The sequence below is a fragment of the Roseibium sp. genome, from assembly GCF_965232425.1.
Taxonomy (GTDB): Bacteria; Pseudomonadota; Alphaproteobacteria; order Rhizobiales; family Stappiaceae; genus Roseibium.
On record NZ_OZ246971.1, the window covers coordinates 2,322,940 to 2,340,056 of the forward strand.

Below are 17,117 nucleotides of genomic sequence, written 5' to 3' on the forward strand. Positions count from 1 at the left end.
GGTCCGTCTCGAAGGATCGGCGGCGGGCGCAGGCGTGAGTCGCCCATCCTTTGAGACGCGCGAATGCGCTCCTCAGGATGAGGTCAGGTGGCGGTCACCACCCCCTGTTCGTCATTCCGGACAAGTGCAGCGGAGATCCGGGACCGGAGAGCCGCTGCATTTCCATCGCCAAAGAAACCGGTGGCTCCCCGATCCCGGCTCGCGCTCCGCTTGGCCGGGATGACAATCCTTTGGGACAACGCTTAAAACCGAAGCAACTGAACTAGTGCGCCTCATCCCAGTTGTCGGCCGCGCGGGCGTCGACTTTCAGGGGGACGGACAGCTTCAGCACCGGTTCGCAGGCGTTTTCCATGACGTCCCGGATGACCGGCAGGGTGTCATCGACTTGGGCGTCGGGAACCTCGAAGATCAGTTCGTCATGCACCTGCAGCAGCATCTGCGCGTCGAGCCTGGCATCCGCCAACCGGTCTTCCATGCGCACCATGGCGCGGCGCAGAATGTCGGCGGCGGAACCCTGGATCGGTGCGTTGATGGCCGCGCGCTCGTAGAAGGAGCGCATGTTCGGGTTCTTGGTGTTCACCTCAGGATAATGCGCCTTGCGGCCGAAGATGGTGTTCACGTACCCGTCCGCGTGCACCTGCTTCTTGGTGGCTTCCATGTAGTCGCGAATGCCGGGGAAGCGCTCGAAATAGGTCTTGATATAGTCCCCGGCCTCGCCGCGTGAGATGCCGAGCTGGTTGGCGAGACCAAAGGCGGAAATGCCGTAGATGATGCCGAAATTGATCGCCTTGGCCTGACGGCGCACCATCGGATCCATGCCTTCGATCGGCGTTCCGAACATTTCGCTTGCGGTCATGGCGTGAATGTCGAGCCCGTCCTCGAACGCCTTTTTCAGCTGCGGAATGTCGGCGATATGCGCCAGCACGCGCAATTCGATCTGGCTGTAGTCGGCGGAAACGAGCTTGTGCCCCTTGGTCGAGATGAAAGCCTGGCGAATCTTGCGGCCGGCTTCCGTCCTTACCGGGATATTTTGCAGGTTCGGCTCGGAAGAGGACAGGCGGCCCGTCGTGGTCGCCGCCAGCGCGTAGGACGTGTGCACGCGACCCGTTTCCGGGTTGATGTAGCCGGGCAAGGCATCGGAGTAGGTGGATTTCAGCTTGGAGAGCTGACGCCAGGCAACGATCTTGGACGGCAGTTCGTGGCCTTCGGCGGCCAGATCCTCCAGCACCTGCGCCGAGGTCGACCAGGCACCGGTCTTGGTTTTCTTGCCGCCGGGCAGCCCCATCTTGCCGAAGAGAATGTCGCCCAACTGCTTGGGCGAGCCGATGTTGAAATTTTCGCCCGCAAGTTCGTAGATCTCCGATTCCAGCCCGGCCATGCCCTGCGCAAAATCGCCGGACAGCCGCGACAGCATCTGCCGGTCAACAGAAATGCCGCGCTTTTCCATGCGCGCCAGAACGGGCACCATCGGGCGTTCCAGCATTTCGTAGACGGTCGCCATGCGGTCGCTGGCAAGGCGCGGCTTCAGGATCATCCAGAGACGCAGGGTCACGTCCGCGTCTTCCGCCGCATAGGCGGTCGCCTTGTCGATCGGCACCTTGTCGAAGGTGATCATGGACTTGCCGGAGCCGCAGACCTCCTTGAACGGGATCGGCTTGTGACCGAGCCAGCGTTCTGAGAGCTCGTCCATGCCGTTGCCGCCCTTGCCGGCGTCGACTGTGTAGGACAGCTGCATGGTGTCGTCCCAGGGGCTGATATCGATGCCGTAGCGGGTCATCACCAGCCAGTCGTACTTGAGGTTCTGCGCGATCTTGAGAACAGACCTGTCCTCCAGCATCGGCTTCAGGACCTCAAGCGCCTCCTTCAGCGGGATCTGGTCAGGCAGCAGGCCGCCGCCGCCCAGAAGATCGCCCTCGCCGTCGACATGGGCAAGCGGCACGTAGCAGGCCTTGCCCGGTTCGCAGGACAGCGACAGGCCGACAAGTTCCGCCTGCATGGCATCGAGGGACGTGGTCTCGGTGTCGAAGGCGACATAGCCCGTCTCGAAGGCGGCGTCGCACCATTCCTGCAGCCGTTCGACGGTCGTAACGGTTTCATAGGTGCTGGAATCGATCGGGATTGCCTTCACGGTTTCCGCGCGCGCATCGGCGACCGTCTGCGGCACCATCATGCCGTCCGGACCGGTCGCGTCGCCTGCAGCGGCCGCGCCGGCAGTGCCTGCTTCCTCGCGCTCGACCATGCGGCCCTTCTGGTCGGGAACGTCCCAGCCGGGAACCTGGAAATCGGCCGGTTCGACATTGGCGAGATCGGCCCCGGTTTCCTCTGCGACCCGCTTGGTCAGCGTGCTGAAACCCATGGCCTTCAGAAATCCGACCGCCTTGGGACCGTCGACATCGGTGACCGTCAGATGCGCAACCGGCACCTCGACCGGCACGTCCTGCTTCAGCGTCACCAGCTCCCTGGAAACCCGCGCCTGGTCGGCGAATTCGATCAGGTTTTCCCGGCGCTTGTTCTGCTTGATCGTGTGCGCACCGGCCAGCAGTGTCTCCAGATCGCCGAATTCGTTGATCAGGAGCGCCGCCGTTTTCAGTCCGATACCAGGAACGCCCGGAACATTGTCGACGCTGTCACCGGCAAGCGACTGCACCTCGATGACCTTGTCCGGCCCGACGCCGAATTTCTCGAAGACCTCCGGCTCGCCGAAGACCTTGTTCTTCATCGTGTCGATCATGCCGACCTTCGGACCGATCAGCTGCATCAGGTCCTTGTCGCCGGAGACGATGGTCACCTGGGCCCCCATGTCGGCGGCCTGGCGGGCATAGGTCGCGATCAGGTCATCGGCCTCGAAGCCTTCCTGTTCCACGCAGGGCACGGAAAAGGCGCGGGTCGCCTCGCGGATCAGCCCGAATTGCGGCACCAGGTCTTCCGGCGGCTCCGGCCGGTTCGCCTTGTATTCGGGGTAGATGGAATTGCGGAACGTCTTCGACGAATGGTCGAAAATCACCGCGAAGTGGGTCGGCTCGTCGCCTTCTTCCGGCGTCAGTCCCTCCTGCAGCAGCTTCCAGAGCATGTTGCAGAAGCCCGAGACCGCGCCGACCGGCAGGCCGTCGGGCTTGCGTGTCAGCGGCGGCAGCGCGTGATAGGCGCGAAAGATGAAGGTGGAACCGTCGACCAGGATGAGATGGTCGTCAGCGGTGAGGGCGGGGGCAGAATCTTGCGTCGACATGGCGCGGATCATGCCCGCACGCGCTTTCTGAGGAAAGGGAAAAATACGCTATGCAAGCCGACATCGCCCAGCCTCAAATTACCGATACTAAAAGTACCCGAAGGAGAGGCGGATCTGGTGAAAGTATGCAAACTATGAGACGGTCAGACCGTTACTCAGGACTTGAACCTTTCAAACTGAAGACGCCAAGGGCCTACGTTGCGGAAATTTCTCAAGTTTTTTTTCGGCTCCTTCCCTTTCGTCGCGTTTATGGTGTTTGTCTATTACTCCGTCGTTACGCCCGAGCCTTGGACCTTGAATCCTGAGCTCGACCACAAGTTTCTGCTCTATTGCATCCTGCCCGCGTCCTGCCTTGCGCTCGCGAAGACAATCACGTCAGCAGCGCCCTTGAGCAAATTCTCCAGGCGCGTTGCTTCGGTTCTCCTTTTTGCGGCGTTTTTCTCTTTCATGCCCGGCATGGTCGTATTCAAATCGATAATCGTCGATGGCTATGCCGTCTCGTTGAAAGACTTTTTGCTCCCCGGTTTCCTGCTCACAATGGCTGTTTCGTTTTTCTATGCCGGGCGTTGGTACGTTCGGAAGTTCCAGTCGGCAGACTTCGAAAAGGACTGAGAACCCCGCTCACTCCGCCGCTTGCGGTGCGCGCTTCCGGCCGAAGGTGCCGCCGAGATAGGCCCATTCAGGGCGCTTGAACAGGAACCAGCCGAGATTTGTCTTGCGGATCATCCAGTAGAGGATCATCGGGCTGACGCAGGCGATGATGGTAACGAGAAGCGAAGCCGTGCCGATATCAAGGATGCCGAGCTTCAGGAGGATGACGCGGGTCACGCCCATCGGGAAAAAGAACGCGAGGTAGATGACGATGGAATTCTCGCCGAAATGGCGCAGGAAGGTCAGGCGGCCCATCTTCACGATCAACGCACTGGTCAGGATGATGGCGCCGGCACCGGCCGCGCCCAGCGCAAGCGCAATCAGCGGAAGGTGCGCCCAGCCCAGATAGACCAGGCCGCCATTCACGACGCCCCAGCCGATGAGATAGGCGGCGCTCACGCCGATGCGCTCGCGCGCCCAGTCGGCCAGCTGGAAGATCTGCGGCGCGAAGATGTATCCCGCGTAGAAATAGACGAAGCGGGAGGCGAATTCATCGACCAGCAGCAGACCGGTATGGATCGGCGCAATCTGCAGGAGCGCACCAATGCCAAGCATCAGCTGCCAGGGCACGCGATAGTCATGCGCGAGTTTGCAGACGACGAAGAAGACCGGCAGCATGTAGATGAACCACAGGGTTCCAAAGGGCTGCACGAAGCTCAGAAAATAAAATTCCAGCGCTCCCGCCGTGCCCATATCGCCCACGAAAACCGGTGCCTTTACGGCAAACTGGATCGTCATCCAGAGCACGTAGAAGTAAGCGAAGTGGACGACCTTGCGGTCGAGATAGAGTTTCCAGTCGCGCGTGATCACGTTGGCAAGGAAGAGACCCGATATCAGGAAGAAGTCAGGCATGCGGAACGGAGCCGCAAAGGCGACGACGGCGTGCATCCAGCCGTTTTCGCCGGCGGCGGCTTCCACGCCGAGTACCGAATGCATCATCACGACGAAGATGATGCAGATGCCCTTGGCCGTATCGACCCAGTCGACGCGCGCGGATCTCATGGTTTGCACCTTCCGTTCCAGGCGGTTTTCACCGCAAACAGAAGGTCAGACGTAACCTCAACTGGTAAATATTACGCATACAGCCTGTGTCACGTTTTAGTGACCCGGCTTTTAGTCACCCGGGCGTTTCCGCGTCAGGACTTTGCGTCGTCCGGTCCCTCGCGCCACGGGCTGATTTTCGGCTGGCCGCTGCCGGACGTTGCGTCAGAGCCGGGCTCTTCCTTCTCCGACCAGTCGCCCTGGTCAAGGTCGACAACATGCTCGTCGCGCCGGCCCTGAGCCGCACCGCCCTGCACGATCACCACGTTCGACCGGGACACAATGAAGTTTGCCAGTGCCGAGCGGACGGGCGGAATGAAAAGGAGAAGTCCGATCGCATCGGTCACGAACCCGGGAATCAGCAGGAGAATGCTCGCCAAAACGATCATCGCGCCCTGCATCACCTCGTTGCCCGGTGCGCGCCCGGCATCCAGCTCGCTCTGCATGCGCATGAGCAGCGACAGACCCTGTTGGCGCAGCATGATCGTGCCTGCCATGGCCGTTATCACCGTCAGGAGAATGGTCGGCAGCACGCCGATCAGTCCGCCGACCCAGATGAAAACCGCAATTTCAATCAGGGGCAGCAAAATGAGCGCGGCAATGATATAAAGTCCCACGGGACCTCCATCGTCTGATAAGTTATTTTAAGGCAATCTAGACATTCGATCACAGAAATGCGAGCAGCCGCGCGCAGGAAAGATAACCATTGCGGAATTTTCAGTCTTGCCCTCGGGTCTGGATGCTGGTTCAAGAGCCCCCTAAATAAGGTGGTAACAGATATCGAGAGCAGGCGGCTTTCAGCTGAACATGCAAGAGGCGGCTTCAAATGCCTCCAAAGGGTAGCCGGAACGTAAGATGAATGAAATTTTCGACCCACTCAATCTCGTCCTCATGGGACTTGCGGTTTTTATTCTGTTCAGACTGAGATCCGTTCTCGGCAAACGCACGGGCAACGAGCGGCCACCTTTCGACCCGTATTCCAAGCCGGAACAGACGAACGATCAGCCAAACGGCCAGGACAATGTCATTCCCCTGCCGAACCAGGGTGACCAGCCCGCCGACATGATGGCGGAGCAGCAGCCCCAGGGCGGCGATGTGGTGATCGACAAGGTCGCTCCGGAAGGCTCGGCGCTCAACAGCGCGCTGAAGCAAATCCTGTCGGTCGACCGCAGCTTCGAACCCGTCGAGTTCCTCGGCGGTGCCCGCGCGGCCTATGAGATGATCGTGATGGCTTTCGCCGACGGCGACAAGAAAGCCCTGAAGAACCTTCTGTCCCCCGAAGTCTTCGACGGTTTCGTGAGCGCAATCGATGACCGGGAAAAACGCGGCGAGACGATCGAATCAACCTTTGTCGGCATCGACAAGGCGGAAATCGTCGAGGCGGCCCTGAAGGGCTCGGTGGCCCAGGTTACGGTGAAGATCCACAGCCAGCTGATTTCAGCGACGCGCGACAAGGCGGGCGAAGTGGTGGACGGCGATCCCGCCAAGGTCACCGAAGTGGTGGATATCTGGACTTTCGCGCGCGACACCAATTCGCGCGATCCGAACTGGAAACTGGTTGCGACCGAATCCGCCGAGTGACGATGACGCGAACGGTCCGGTGGGCGGGGATCAGCGGGCCCTGCCGGTTTTCCATCTATTTGAGAGGCGCGGCTCTGGCCGCGCCGCTTTTCTTTGCAGGAGCCGCCATGGCAACGCCGCAAAGCCCGGAGCTGCCCGATCATTTCGAGAAAGTCGACTTCCGTGACCTGGCAGGCTGGGAAGAGGACGACCAGCACCCGGCACTCGCCGCATTCCAGCGGTTTTGCAGCAATTCCGTTTCCTTCGGCGCGACCGACCTCCCCGGCCATGATCCTGCAAACTTGGCCTCGCTCTGCAATGTTGCGGCAGGACCGAACATGGCAACGCCAGCCGGTGCGCGGGAGTTCTTCGAGACCCGTTTTACCGCCTACCGGATCACCGAACCGGGTTTCGTGACCGGGTATTTCGAACCGGAAGTCACCGCCTCCCGCGTCCGCACGGACGACTTTTCCGTCCCGCTTCACCGCAAACCGGACGGCCTTGAGGCTGTCACAACGGAAAACAGGCCGGCGGAATGGCCGCCGGACCTCAGCCACGGACGCCGAACGGACAAGGGTCTTTCGGAAATGCCGGACAGGGCCTCGATCATGGCGGGCGCGCTGGATACTGAAAATCTGGAACTGGTCTGGCTCGCCGACCCGGTCGACGCCTATTTCATTCACGTGCAGGGGTCGGCGCGATTGCGCCTGACGGACGGCAGCGTGATGCGCGTCGGCTATGCCGGCAAAACGGGGCATCCCTATACCGGCATCGGAAAGCTTCTGGTCGAACGCGGCGAGGGGACGCCGGAAGACTTCACCATGGCCGGCCTCAGAACCTGGCTGACACGCAATCCGGAGAGGCGCGACGCGCTCTTTGGCGAGAACCGGTCATATATCTTCTTTCGCGAGGTTCTGGAGGCCGGACCGGACGATGGCCCTGTCGGCGCGGCGGGCCTGCCGCTGGTTGCCGGCCGCAGCCTGGCGATCGATCCGGCACATCTTCCCTACGGCGCCTTTGTCTTCGTCGAAGCCGGCTTCAAGGACCCGGACAAGGACGGCCGTTCCTTTGCGCGGCTGATGGTTGCCGACGATACCGGCTCGGCCATCAAGGGACGCGCGCGCGGCGACATCTTCACAGGGTCCGGTCCCTGGGCCGGCGAGATTGCCGGCGACATCCGGCACAGGGCGACTTTCACGGTTCTGGTTCCCCATCCGGTCCGCTCCGGAGCAGAAACGGTGTCGGACTGAACGATGACGAAGCGGGGGAAAAAGGGCAGCCTGTCACCTGAAGACCGGGAACTCTGGGGCAAGGTCGCCAAGACGCTCACACCTCTTGATCCGGAGCGGGTCAGGATCCTTCAGGATGAACTTGAAAGCGCGAAGGAAGACAAGCCGCGCGCCGCGGTGAAAACGCCTCGCACATCAACAGCCATCAAGGCTCCCGCGCCGGAAAAGAAAGCGCCCGACCTGCTGCCGCTACACCAGCTGGAGACCCGGTACCGCCGGAAGATCGTCAGGGGCGTCCGGGCCATCGATGCACGGATCGACCTGCACGGCCTGACACAGTATCAGGCGCATGACCGGCTGCGCGGATTTCTCTACCAGGCGCAGGCCCGCAGTCACAAAGTTGTGTTGGTCATTACCGGCAAAGGCGGGGGGCCGGGACAGGCCTATATGGACGAACGCGGGATTTTACGCAGAATGGTACCCCAGTGGCTTGCCATGCCGGATATGCGTTCGGTGGTCCTGGGTTACGAGGAGGCCCATGCGAGCCACGGTGGAGCAGGGGCGCTCTACGTCCGGATACGAAAAAGAAGGTAGGACCGTGACACCGCTAGGGGCAAAAATTCGGGAACTCAGGGCGAAGCGGGGCGTCTCCCTGAAGGAAATGGCGGCAGCACTTTCCGTCTCCAGCGCTTACCTTTCCGCGCTCGAGCACGGCAAGAGAGGCAAACCGACCTGGTTTCTGGTGCAAAGGATCATCACCTATTTCAACGTGATCTGGGATGAAGCGGAAGAAATCCAGCGCCTGGCGGAACTGTCGGACCCACGGATCACGATCGACACGGCCGGCATGCATCCCAAGGCCACGGAACTTGCCAACCAGCTCGCCCTGAAAATCAATGTCTTGTCGGAAGACTCGCTCGCCGGTCTCCTGCACCAGCTCCGGGTGGCTGCAGCGAAAGACGACGTTTGAACCGGATTGGAAAGCTCTCCTGCCGCGACCACGGTTGCAGACTGCTCCGCAACACGGGCAGATACCACCGGGGCAGCCAAGTTTTCCCATGCGGAAGCCGTCTCTTCAGATTTACGTGTCCTTATGGTGCGATCCCTATATAACCAGCACTCGTAACCCAACCTGACCTTCTGATTTGCCGAACGGATTGCCGAAAAGACAATGCATGCCAGCCAGGAAGAACTCGCCGGACTGATCGACGCGGACGACCTTCGATCCCGCCTGAAGGCACTCACGAGCGATCACGACGGCGACGGATCGGACAGCAAGGTCAGATCGGCCGTCCTGAGCCTTTTGAAGACCGAGGTGAAGACGGCGCGTGACCGCGTCCAGGAAAAACTGAACGAAGACGGCGGCGGCCTGCTGTGCGCGGCCCGCCTCTCCCACGTTCAGGACGAGCTGATCCGGGTGATCTACGACTTCGCCGTTTCGCATGTCTACCGGGTCAAGAACCCGTCCGCAGCCGAGCGGATGTCCGTGGCGGCCGTCGGCGGATACGGCCGCGGGACACTCGCTCCGGGGTCGGATATCGATCTCCTTTTCATCCTGCCCTACAAGCAGACCCCGTGGGGTGAACAGGTTGTCGAGTATATCCTCTACATGCTCTGGGATCTGGGCTTCAAGGTCGGCCACGCGACCCGGAACATCGATGAATGCATCCGGCTCAGCAGATCGGACATGACGATCCGCACGGCGGTCCTCGAAGCCCGCCACATCTGGGGCGACGCGCCCCTCTTCGAAGATCTGACCAAGCGGTTCGGCACGGACGTCGTGAACGGAACCAGCTCCGAGTTCATCGCGGCGAAACTGCTGGAGCGCGACGAACGGCACCGGCGCCAGGGAACATCGCGCTATCTCGTCGAACCCAACATCAAGGAAGGAAAAGGCGGGCTTCGCGATCTCAACACGCTTTTCTGGATCGCCAAGTATCACTACCGCGTCGACAAGCAGTCGGAGCTGGTCAAGAAAGGTGTCCTGACACGCTCCGAATACACCCGGTTCGCAAAGTCGGAGGATTTTCTGTGGGCCGTGCGCTGCCATCTGCATTTCCTGACCGGACGTCCCGAGGAAAGGCTGGCGTTCGAGTTCCAGCGCGAAATCGCGATCCGGCTCGGCTATACGCAGCATCCGGGCATGCGCGACGTGGAACGCTTCATGAAGCACTACTTCCTTGTCGCCAAGGATGTCGGCGACCTGACCCGCATCATTTGCGCGGCGCTGGAGGAAGAGCACGTCAAGGAGCCGCGCGGGAAAGGCTTTTCCGGCATGATGCGCCGCCTGCGCAGCGGACGCGTCACCGATTCCGTCAAACCGGTCAAGGGCGCGCCAGGCTTCATCGTCGAAAACAACCGGCTGAACGTCACCAACGACAAGATCTTCGAAACCGCGCCCGCCAACCTCCTCAGGGTGTTCCAGCTCGCGGAAAAGCATGACTACAACCTGCATCCGAAGCTGACCCGGCTAATCCGGCATTCGCTCAAGCTGGTCGACAGCAGCCTCAGGAACGATCCGGAGGCCAACCGGCTGTTCCTGTCGATCCTGACGTCGCGCAACAAGCCGGAAACGATCCTGCGCAAGATGAACGAGACCGGGGTCCTGGGCAGGTTCGTGCCCGATTTCGGCAAGGTCGTCGCGATGATGCAGTTCAACATGTATCACCACTATACCGTCGACGAGCATCTGATCCGGTCCATCGGGGTGCTGGCGGAAATCGAGCGCGGGAATTCCGGTGAAGATCACCCGTTGTCGACAGACCTGATCCTGACGCTGCAGAACCGCAAGGTGCTTTACGTGGCGATGTTCCTGCACGATATCGCGAAAGGCCGCCCGGAGGACCATTCGGTCGCCGGTGCGAGGGTTGCCCGCAAGGTCTGTCCGCGTTTCGGATTGAACGAAGCGGAAACCGAAACGGTGGCATGGCTGATCGAGCATCATCTCGACATGAGCACGATCGCGCAGTCGCGTGACCTGAACGACCGCAAGACCATTACCGATTTCGCCCAGACCGTGCAGTCGCTCGAACGGCTGAAGATGCTGCTGATCCTGACCGTCGCAGACATTCGCGCCGTCGGCCCCGGTGTCTTCAACGGCTGGAAGGGGCAGCTTCTGAGAACGCTGTTCTACGCAACGGAGCCGCACCTTTCCGGTGGGCATTCGAAGATGTCGCACAAGGAGGCCGTCGAATCGGCCAAGAACGACCTCGTGGCCAAGCTCGATCACTGGAGCAAGAAGGACAGGGCCGCCTATCTCAAGCGGCATTACCCGGCCTACTGGCTGAGGACCGAGCCGGAACGGCTGCTGACACATGCCGAACTGCTGCGCAAGGCGGACAAGGACGGCAAACGGCTCGCTTTCGACGTTATCCCGCGCGCCTTTGAGGGCGTGACCGAGCTCAACATCATGGCGCCCGACCACCCGCGCCTTCTATCCATCATCGCCGGTGCCTGTTTTTCGACGGGCGCCAACATCGTCGACGCGCAGATCGATACGACCACGGACGGGTTTGCGCTTGATACCATCTTCATCGGGCGCGAATTGCCCGACGATGATGACGAACGCCGCCGGGGCGAGCGGATCACCCGGCTGATCCGCACGACTCTCAGGGGTGATGAACGTCTTCCTGAACCGGTGACCAAGAAAAACACGATGAAAAGCCGCGTGAAGGCCTTCAAGGTGGCAACAGAAATCCTGGTCAACAACGCGCTTTCGGACGAATACACGGTTCTGGAGATCTCCGGCCTCGACAGACCCGGACTGCTGTATGACCTGACGCGCTCCATCGCGACGCTCAATCTCAATATCGGCTCTGCCCACATCTCGACATTCGGCGAAAAGGCAGTCGATGTATTTTACGTGACCGATCTGACCGGGCAGAAGATCTCCAATATCGGGCGCCAGGAAATCATCCGCGAACGCCTCACCGATGCGGTCAAGGGACGTTTGGAACTGGATCCGGCCGCGCCTGTCTCCCGTAAAGTCCAGCGTCAGGCGTCCTGAATGTCGGATATCATCCCGGGAGCGCTGCCTGAATGAGCCTTGTCCGCAACTTCACCACGGTCGGTGGTGCGACCATGCTGAGCCGGGTCCTCGGGTTCGTGCGGGACGTGTTGCTCGCCGCGGCGGTCGGGACCGGGCCGGTTGCGGATGCCTTTGCCGTCGCCTTCCGCCTGCCGAACCTGTTTCGAAGGCTGTTTGCGGAAGGCGCCTTCAACTCCGCCTTCATTCCCCTGTTCGGCCGGGCGGTGGAAGAGGAGGGCGACGAAGGCGCCCGGCGCTTTGCCGGGGAAATCGGTGCGGCGCTGCTGTTCTGCCTGCTGGCCCTGACGGCGGTCGCGCAGATCTTCATGCCCTTCGTCGTCCTGGGGCTGGCGCCAGGTTTCAGCGCCGACAGCGCCAAGTTCGACCTGACCGTCCTGATGGCGCGGATCGCCTTTCCCTACCTGATTTTCATGTCGATGCTTGCCTTCCTGGCGGGGATCCTGAACACATATCAGCGCTTTGCCGCCGCCGCCTTCGCGCCGGTCATGCTGAACGTGGTCATGAGCATCGTTCTCGGCAGCATCCTGGTCGCAGGCGTGGAGGACAACACGGAACTCGGGATCATCCTGAGCGCGGGCGTGACTTTCGGCGGGATCGTTCAGCTGCTGGTGGTTGTCGCCGACCTGAAACGGCTCGGCTTCAGGATCCCGGTTTTCCGGCCGCGCTACACGAAATCCGCAAAACGCCTGCTTGTTCTCGGAATTCCCGGGATCATTGCAGGCGGCGTCACCCAGCTGAATATCGCGGTCGGCACGATCATCGCCTCGCTGCAGGACGGTGCAAACGCGATGCTCTATTTCGCCGACCGGCTTTACCAGTTGCCCCTTGGCGTGATCGGAATCGGTATCGGCGTCGTCCTGCTGCCCAGCCTGACCCGCCAATTGCGGGCCGGCGAGGTCAGCGCCTACCAGGTGAGCCTCAACCGCGCACTTGAAATCTCCCTTGTTCTGACATTGCCGGCCGCAGTCGCACTGGCCGTGGTTCCCCATGAGATCGTGTCCGTTCTGTTCCAGCGGGTGCGGTTCGACGCCGCTGCCGTTGACGGAACCGCCGCCGCACTGATGGCGTTTTCCTTCGGCCTGCCGGCCTTCGTGCTCAACAAGGTTTTCTCTCCCGGCTATTTTGCGCGCGAGGACACGAAAACGCCGATGAAGTTCGCCGCCGTCGGCATGGCCGTGAATGTCTGCCTGTCCCTTGCCCTGTTTCCCGTCTTCAAGCATGTCGGCATCGCCCTTGCGACGACGATCGCGGGCTGGGTCAACACGGGACTGCTGATCGTCGTCCTTTACAAGCGCGGCCATTTCGTCCCCGATTTCGCGCTTTTGCGGCGGCTGGTCCTGGTGCTGGTCGCTAGCCTCTTGATGGGCGTGGCCATTCACTTCGCAGCCATCGCGCTCGAACCGTCGCTCCGCGGGTCCTGGCTGATCGTCCGCGCGGCAAGCCTTGGCCTGCTCGTGCTGACCGGCGTGGTAACCTTTGCGATTTTCGCACAGGTGAGCGGCGGCGCGGATCTCATAGGCATGTTCCGGACGTTGACACGGCGCAACACCTGACAGGCAAACAACGATTATCGCGCAATACCGCTTGCATCCTTGGCCCGGCAGGCTTACACCCGGCGCGCCCAAAGTTTCACAGCGCCCTTCCAACCGGCCGCACCAATAAAGGGATTCAGAATGACGGCGTTCCAGCCCCGTGTCTTTTCCGGCGTCCAGCCAACCGGCAATCTCCACCTCGGCAACTACCTTGGAGCGGTGTCCCGCTGGGTTCCGCTGCAGGACCAGATGCCGACGATTTTCTGCGTCGTCGATTCCCATGCCATAACGGCCGGGTTCCCGGATCCGGAAGAACTCAGCAACGCAACGCGCGAAGTGACCGCCGCCTACATGGCCGCCGGTATCGATCCGGACAAGTCGATCATCTTCAACCAGTCGCAGGTGCGCGAACACGCCGAACTTGCCTGGATCTTCAACTGCGTCGCGCGGATCGGCTGGCTCAACCGGATGACCCAGTTCAAGGAAAAGGCCGGGAAGAACAAGGAAAACGCCTCCGTCGGACTGTTCGCCTATCCGAACCTGATGGCCGCCGACATCCTCGCCTACCGTGCAACGCATGTTCCGGTCGGCGACGATCAAAAGCAGCACCTAGAGCTGACACGGGACATTGCCGCGAAGTTCAACAACGACTTCGGCGACCGGATCAAGGATCTCGGGATCGGCGTTCCCAATCCGACACCGTCTCCCGAGTTGCCCGAACAGCTGTACTTCCCCCTGACGGAACCGATGATCGCCGGGCCGGCGACCCGGATCATGTCCCTGCGTGACGGCACGAAGAAGATGTCCAAGTCGGATCCCTCGGACCTGTCGCGCATCAACCTGACCGACGATGCCGACACGATCGCCCGCAAGGTCCGCAAGGCAAAGACGGATCCGGACGCTCTGCCGAGCGAGGTCGACGGCCTGGAGAACCGCCCGGAAGCCGACAACCTTGTCGGGATCTTTGCGGCGCTGAACGGCTCGTCAAAGGAAGACGTGCTGAAGGAGTTCGGCGGACAGCAGTTCTCGACCTTCAAACCGGCCCTGTCGGACCTCGCCGTCGGCAAGCTGTCGCCGATGACGGACGAAATGCGGCGGCTGATGGATGACAAGGCCCAGATCGATTCGGTCCTGAAGACCGGCGCGGAAAAGGCATCCGCCATCGCCGAGCCGGTGCTGAAAGACGTTCGCAAGATCATCGGCTTTCTGGACGTGCGATAAGACAACGCCTTGCCCCGCAAGACCCGGCGGGGCAAGGCATGTTTCCCGCCCAGGCAGAGCCATTCAGGCCACTTGCGTTTCCGGCGCAAAGCGCTTTCGCCGCATGCCGGAATTCCACGCCACATGCGCTCAGTGAAACGGTTTCTAAAAGTTTAAGCTGCACTCTCCCGGGATTGACCCATTTGGAGAGACCGTCCCTTGGCACGTCAGACCGGCAACCGGACCCGAAGCGCTGAAACCGCCCCCCTGGAAACAGAGCAGACATCGCGCATTTCCGGCAACCGCCGCATGCTTCCGGACGAAGCCGAGCCGGACCTGAGCGCGACCGACGCCTCCCAGGAGGAGATAACAGGACCCGACGTGGGACCGGGCCGCCGCGCGACCGACAGGCCCGTCTCTGCGCCGGCCAAGGCCCTTCAAAATCTGGCCGTCGCCGGTCTCGTTTTGGGCCTCGGGGCGTCACTTTTCCTGGTTGCCGGCGATGGGCTCACGCGATTTCTGGGGGTCGGCCTTGCCTTTTTTGCCGGCGGGCTGGCGCTCTGGCGCCTGTTCGCAGACGACATGCACCGGTCCGCTGCCGCGGTCCAGTCGAAGGACGCCAAGATCAGACGCCTGATGGCGCGGATCGAGGAGCTTGAGGACAAGGCCTGGGAACTGGGGGAATCCGACGAGCGGCATGCAAGCATTCTTGCCACGCTCGGGGACGTGGTCGTGCGGCGGGACGCGGAGGGCATCATCCAGTATGTCAATTCCGCCGCAGAGGACGTGTTCGGAGACCTGCACGAGCTTGTCCCCGGCACCGCCATGAAATTGCCGCTGATCGACGCTGACGGCGTCCGCGAACAGGCTCCAGCCGACGTGACCCTGTCGGGACGCACGACCTTTCAGGATCTCCATATTCAAACCGCCCAGGGCCCGCGCTGGTTCTCGCGCATCGACATTCCCGTCCGGGACACGGCCACCGACAGGCAACTGGTGCAGACCGTGCTGCGCGACGTCACCGAGCGGCGGCTTATCGAGGAAGAGCTGCTGGCCGCCCGCCACTCGGCGGAAAACTCGAACGAGGCCAAGTCCCGCTTTCTGGCGACGGTCAGCCACGAAATCCGCACGCCGCTCAACGGCATTCTCGGCATGGCATCGCTGCTCAGGGACACGCGTCTCACGAAAGAGCAAGCCGCCTATATCGAGGCCCTGGAAACATCCGGCGAAACGCTGCTTCTCCTGATCGATGAAGTTCTTGATTTTTCCAAGGTCGAAGCCGGGAAACTCGAAATCCAGAACGCACCGGTCAAGGTCGGGACGCTCTCGGAAAGCGTTGTTGAACTGCTGGCTCCGAAAGCCCATGCCAAGGGCCTTGAAATCGGCACGATGCTCGACCCGCGCCTGCCGGCAACCGTGACCCTCGACGCAACCAGGGTCCGTCAGATCCTGTACAACCTGATCGGAAACGGCATCAAGTTCACCGACGAGGGCGGCATCTCCGTCGAAGTGACAGGGCGAAGCGACCCGTCTGGCAGCACATATCTCGATATCGATGTGCATGACACCGGCATCGGTTTCGATGCCGCCGAGGCGGAGCGCATCTTCCAGGAATTCGAACAGGTGGACCACGGTCCGGCGCGGAAATTCGGCGGGACCGGACTTGGGCTCGCGATCGCGCAGCGGCTTGCAGGTCTGATGGGCGGCGCAATCACGGCACGTCCGTCAGGCTGGGGCGGCGGACACTTCAAGGTATCGCTGCCGATTCCCGAGGCGCTCGGCAGCGAAATGGATCCCAGGTTCGACAGCTTCAGAAACAAGAAGATTGTCTTTGTCAGTGACAGCCGCATCGAGTGTCCGCTGCTGGCGAAGCGGCTCGAGTTTCACGCGGTAAACGTCTGCATTGAAGTCCCCGGAAGCGTCGACCTGGACCACACGCTTGCAGATGCGGACCTGATCGTTGTCGACAACGCGGCGGTTTCAGACGCGGGCGGCTGGCTGGCATCTGCGCGCCTGACAGGGTGTGACGCACCGGCAATCGTGCTGATTTCGCCCCCTGAACGCGACAGGCTGGTGCAGTTGCGTTCGGCCGGTTACGCCGCCTATCTGATCCGGCCCGTGCGCATAGAGACACTGATCCAGATTTTTTCAGGTTTGCTTGCCGACCAGACGGATGACTTTGCCTGGGACGCAAGCGCAGAGCCGGCCGACGACCACACGACGATACAGAACTTCAATGCTCCAGCGCGTCCGCTCCGGCTTCTCGTTGCCGAAGACAACGATATCAACCGCCTCCTAAGCGAAGCCCTGCTGCGCAAACTCGGGCATATTCCGGTCATGGTCGTCGACGGCGAAAAAGCCGTCGAGGAGGCGGCCAGGGAGCGGTTCGATGCCATCCTGATGGATTTGCACATGCCGGGCCTGGACGGTTTCGAAGCCATTCGGCAAATCCGGGCGAGCGAACAGGACCTCGGTCAAAAGCCGGTTCCTGTCCTGATGGTCACCGCCGACGTGATGCAGGACGCCCGCGACAAGGCCGCAAGGGTCGGTGCCGCCGGATATCTCACCAAGCCGCTCACGGTGGAATCGATCTCCGAGGCGCTGATCGCGATAAACCGGGACTGACGGGA

General features: G+C 61.5%; 11 protein-coding genes. 8 read left to right on the top strand and 3 right to left on the bottom strand.

Annotated elements, in window-relative coordinates; genetic code table 11:
- Positions 1 to 262 precede the first annotated feature (262 nt).
- The 3 genes from polA to ACO08A_RS10545 form a co-directional block, all read right to left on the bottom strand.
- The gene (polA, locus tag ACO08A_RS10535) at positions 263 to 3,238 is read right to left on the bottom strand and encodes a DNA polymerase I (RefSeq protein WP_422041037.1); all 2,976 of its coding nucleotides are present in this window, start codon (positions 3,236 to 3,238) and stop codon (positions 263 to 265) included.
- A 609-nt stretch (positions 3,239 to 3,847) separates the two neighbouring features.
- On the bottom strand, positions 3,848 to 4,879 hold the full coding sequence (locus tag ACO08A_RS10540) for an acyltransferase family protein (RefSeq protein ID WP_422041038.1): 1,032 nt from the start codon (positions 4,877 to 4,879) through the stop codon (positions 3,848 to 3,850).
- A gap of 134 nt (positions 4,880 to 5,013) precedes the next feature.
- The gene (locus ACO08A_RS10545) at positions 5,014 to 5,535 is read right to left on the bottom strand and encodes an FxsA family protein (protein WP_422041039.1); all 522 of its coding nucleotides are present in this window, start codon (positions 5,533 to 5,535) and stop codon (positions 5,014 to 5,016) included.
- 238 nt (positions 5,536 to 5,773) lie between these two features.
- Between ACO08A_RS10545 and ACO08A_RS10550 the strand changes: the two genes are divergently transcribed.
- From ACO08A_RS10550 to ACO08A_RS10585, 8 genes are all read left to right on the top strand, one after another.
- The gene (locus ACO08A_RS10550; protein ID WP_421980503.1) at positions 5,774 to 6,499 is read left to right on the top strand and encodes a Tim44/TimA family putative adaptor protein; all 726 of its coding nucleotides are present in this window, start codon (positions 5,774 to 5,776) and stop codon (positions 6,497 to 6,499) included.
- 107 nt (positions 6,500 to 6,606) lie between these two features.
- Entirely contained in the window at positions 6,607 to 7,728 is a 1,122-nt protein-coding gene (locus tag ACO08A_RS10555) for a murein transglycosylase A (RefSeq protein WP_422041040.1), read from the top strand.
- A 3-nt stretch (positions 7,729 to 7,731) separates the two neighbouring features.
- Positions 7,732 to 8,301, top strand: a complete 570-nt coding sequence (locus tag ACO08A_RS10560) for a Smr/MutS family protein (RefSeq protein WP_422041041.1) — start codon at positions 7,732 to 7,734, stop codon at positions 8,299 to 8,301.
- A gap of 4 nt (positions 8,302 to 8,305) precedes the next feature.
- Positions 8,306 to 8,677 (top strand): helix-turn-helix transcriptional regulator, encoded by a 372-nt coding sequence (locus tag ACO08A_RS10565; RefSeq protein ID WP_319384897.1) that lies wholly within the window; start codon positions 8,306 to 8,308, stop codon positions 8,675 to 8,677.
- Between the two features lie 201 nt (positions 8,678 to 8,878).
- A complete protein-coding gene (locus ACO08A_RS10570; protein ID WP_422041042.1) occupies positions 8,879 to 11,713 on the top strand; it encodes a [protein-PII] uridylyltransferase in 2,835 nt (944 codons plus the stop codon).
- Positions 11,714 to 11,745: 32 nt separating this feature from the next.
- Positions 11,746 to 13,308 (top strand): murein biosynthesis integral membrane protein MurJ, encoded by a 1,563-nt coding sequence (gene murJ, locus ACO08A_RS10575; protein ID WP_422041043.1) that lies wholly within the window; start codon positions 11,746 to 11,748, stop codon positions 13,306 to 13,308.
- 120 nt (positions 13,309 to 13,428) lie between these two features.
- The gene (gene trpS, locus ACO08A_RS10580; RefSeq protein WP_422041044.1) at positions 13,429 to 14,508 is read left to right on the top strand and encodes a tryptophan--tRNA ligase; all 1,080 of its coding nucleotides are present in this window, start codon (positions 13,429 to 13,431) and stop codon (positions 14,506 to 14,508) included.
- A 198-nt stretch (positions 14,509 to 14,706) separates the two neighbouring features.
- The gene (locus ACO08A_RS10585) at positions 14,707 to 17,112 is read left to right on the top strand and encodes a response regulator (protein WP_422041045.1); all 2,406 of its coding nucleotides are present in this window, start codon (positions 14,707 to 14,709) and stop codon (positions 17,110 to 17,112) included.
- Positions 17,113 to 17,117: the final 5 nt, after the last annotated feature.